Below are 3,500 nucleotides of genomic sequence, written 5' to 3' on the forward strand. Positions count from 1 at the left end.
TTGCCGATGTTGTGAATAATCCCCATCCCAAATAATTCACAATCATTTTCTAGTAAATAGTGTGAATTAATTCCAGAGAGATTTTCTTACACGTACAAATAAAGCCATGTTCCGGGCTGTTCCGGAGCGGACATATCGGAGAACCGAGCATGGCTGAGCAATCCCCTACAGCGCCGATCATTCTTAGGCGCAAGCAAGTTGAACGTCGCACCGGCCTTAGTCGCAGCACCCTATACCAGAAGATATCTCAAGGTACATTCCCAGCGCCGATCCGGTTGAGTTCACAGGCGGTCGGTTGGTTGTCGCATGAGATTGACGAATGGATCGAGCAGCGCATCCGGGTCAGCCGGTCATCGGCATATGGGGAGGCGCGATGAGTACCCTAAAGGCCCGTAAACGTCGCACGCTCGCTCACGCTGGCGCTCGCATCATCATTCAAGGTGCGGTCGTGATGCGCCAACCCCCGGGTGTGTCAGTCGATGCACGATCGCCGGAGGCGCCTAACTTGATGTCGCTGTATGTTGGCGACGGCTGGATTCATGCGCTGGCCGCCGCGTTGCAAGACCTGGAGCGATACGGCGCGGCCGAGCCGATGCTGATACTGCCGGGTGGCCATGATCCCGTCGCATTTCGCTGGCCCGTCTCTGGTCGCCATGTTGCAATCTATGGATGCCTGGATACGCCACGCCTGCGTCGACTTATGGCCGCCCTGCTGCGCGACGGGGCGGTGGTGATTGCCGGACTGGATGCGTACGGCAATCTGCATACCGCCTGCGATCGTATAGTGCGGGAGGCCGCGTGAACGACGACAACAGTTATCAGCATCATTCGCGCGCCGATCTATTGGACGCGCTGGATCGTGAGACGGTGCCGGCCGAGGCAGAGACTGCGCCGCAATCCACTGACGCGCCTGCGCCGATCGCAATGGCCGATCCCGCACCTACGCGCGCGGGCAAATCGCAGTCCACCCTACTAATCGAGCTTTCTGCGAGCGCCGAGCTATTCCACGACGCTGACGGCAAGGGCTACGCCACCATCGACATCGACAACCATGGCGAGACCTGGCCGATACGGTCCAAAGGATTCCGCGATTGGCTGGCGCGGATGTTCTATTTCGCCGAACAACAATCGGCGAATGCGTCCGCGATGACAGACGCGCTCATGACCATCGAGGGCCGGGCGCGTTATGACCACGACGAACGATCCGTACATCTGCGCGTCGCTGAGCATGATGACCGCATTTGCATCGATCTATGCGATCGTCATTGGCGAGCAATCCAGATTGGCGCAGACGGCTGGAAAGTCCTGGACGAACCGCCCGTCAAGTTCGTTCGAGCCCGTGGAATGCAGGCGTTACCCGTTCCTACGCGCGGCGAGACCAGCCTGTTATGGAGATTCCTGAACGTCAAAAACGCCGGCGACAAACGCCTGGTGTTGGCGTGGCTGTTGGCCGCGATGAGACCGACGGGGCCGTATCCGGTGCTGGCGCTCCAGGGCGAACAGGGCACGGCGAAGTCCACCGTCGAGAAGGTCTTGCGCGCGCTGATCGATCCGTCGGCCGTCATGTTGCGCACGATGCCGCGCGACGAAAGAGACCTAATGATCGCGGCGCGCAACGGCTGGGTTATCGCCCTGGATAACTTGTCGGGCTTGTCGCCGTGGTTATCCGATGCACTCTGCCGACTTGCCACCGGCGGAGGATTCGCGACCAGGGAACTCTATTCAGACGCGGACGAATTACTAATCGATGCGCAGCGGCCTATTGTACTGAACGGCATCGATGACATCGCCACGCGGCAGGACCTAATCGACCGCAGCATCATCATCAATCTGGAGCCGATCCAGGACGAGAACCGCAAAGCCGAGGGCGAGTTCTGGCGCGAGTTCAACGCGGCGCGCCCGGCGATTCTGGGTGGCTTGCTGGATCAGATCGGCCGAGCGATCACGCGGTTGCAGACGATGCGCCTGGAATGCTTGCCCCGCATGGCCGACTTTGCGTTGTGGGCTAGCGCCGCCGAGCCTGAAGACCAGCGCGGCAAGTTCATGCTCGCGTACACGAAAAATCGGAAATCGGCGATCGAGGCGGGCCTGGAAGGATCGCCTATGGCGGGCGCTCTACGCGAAATGATGACTCCTCGCGAAGAACGATGGATCGGCACCGCCACCGACCTGCTGGCAGCGCTCAACGAGCGTACCGGCGAAGGTGTACGTCTTTCAAGGTCCTGGCCGAAGTCACAGCGCACGCTATCCAATCAGTTGCGACGCCTGGCGACTGGATTGCGCGCAGTCGGCGTGGACATCATCTTTCCATCGCATCATGGCCGAAGCAAGCAGCTAGAAATCGTCCGTAGTCTTGCGTCCCCAACGTCCCCAGCGTCCCAAAACGAGCAGGATCAATCACTTAATGGGGGACGCAACGGGGACGCTACTGCGCAACGGGGACGCAACGGGGACGCAACTCACGACGATGTAAGTACCTGTTCTAGCAACGATTGGGACGCACGGGACGCTGGGGACGCTACTTTGCGGGCATATTCTGCTTGCCCTGCCTGTGCCGGCGAGGGCTGCCGCCACTGCGGCGACGCGGGCCGGCGGAAGCGGCCTTAACTGATCGACCTTATTATCAAATAGGATAAACCATGGAAATTGACGGCAACTTACTTACTCTACGCGCGCGGGCAGAAACGGCAATCAATACATACGACCAGTTCAAGGACTCGACGAACGAAGCCAGCCACCGAGCCAAGACGCGCGCCGCGCTGGAAAGCATCGCGAGAGAATTAAAGGAATTCAAGTCCATCCACGATAGATGGTGCAGCGACACCCGTAGCCTTCCGCCGGTGCAGCCCGCCCCGATACACGCCGAAATGCGTACGGCCCTGCGCGCCATGACCGCCGAACAACGCGACGCGATCATGGACGATCCGAATAGCGGCGCACTGCCGGCCGTCGCCTGTAGTTGTTCGCGTTCCGCATCGCTCAACACCAACTCCGCTTTCGGTCTGCCTGCCATTGCATCCTCGCTGTCTCCAAAACATTCTGCCAGAAACCACCAAGGCGTAAAACAATTCAATAAACTTCTAACTCACCACACTAGACAGCAGTTTCATTACACGGCTTATGGATAATGAAGGTGAGATTGCTATAGGACGAATCCAGCTTACCCAGCGACAGCACATGAGTAGCTCTTATCATCGCTTTTCTTAATCCTATGAATCTACCGCGCCTGGGTAGCGACTTATCGATACCCCACTCGCCGACGACTTGCAGGTTTTCGTTCAAACAAAACTGTCTCATTCCTGTTAGGGATACTACTTCGTCATAAACCGTAGGGTATGGGCCGTGGCCATCGAGACCCGCCATTTGCATCTTGAGCAGATGTCTTTTGTACGCAACGTGAACCCAGTGTGGCGTCTTGCGCGTGATGAATCCAAACACAGTGTATTTGTCTGGAAATCGCAGGATCAATAACCCGTTTGGTTTAAGCCATGCTTTGAATC

At 58.1% G+C, this 3,500-nt stretch carries 4 protein-coding genes; all 4 read left to right on the top strand.

Going from position 1 to position 3,500, the window contains the following annotated elements; genetic code table 11:
- The first annotated feature begins 149 nt into the window (after positions 1-149).
- The 4 genes from H0V34_01605 (at position 150) to H0V34_01620 (ending at position 3,128) form a co-directional block, all read left to right on the top strand.
- Entirely contained in the window at positions 150-377 is a 228-nt protein-coding gene (locus tag H0V34_01605; GenBank protein MBA2490438.1) for an AlpA family transcriptional regulator, read from the top strand.
- Between the two features lie 131 nt (positions 378-508).
- Positions 509-802, top strand: coding sequence for a hypothetical protein (locus tag H0V34_01610; protein ID MBA2490439.1), 294 nt, complete (start codon positions 509-511; stop codon positions 800-802).
- The gene (locus H0V34_01615; GenBank protein MBA2490440.1) at positions 799-2,607 is read left to right on the top strand and encodes a hypothetical protein; all 1,809 of its coding nucleotides are present in this window, start codon (positions 799-801) and stop codon (positions 2,605-2,607) included. The genes H0V34_01610 and H0V34_01615 overlap by 4 nt, the downstream gene beginning before the upstream one ends.
- Before the next feature lie 32 nt (positions 2,608-2,639).
- Positions 2,640-3,128, top strand: a complete 489-nt coding sequence (locus H0V34_01620; protein MBA2490441.1) for a hypothetical protein — start codon at positions 2,640-2,642, stop codon at positions 3,126-3,128.
- Positions 3,129-3,500 lie beyond the last annotated feature (372 nt).

This window comes from Gammaproteobacteria bacterium, assembly GCA_013696315.1.
Classification (GTDB): Bacteria; Pseudomonadota; Gammaproteobacteria; order JACCYU01; family JACCYU01; genus JACCYU01.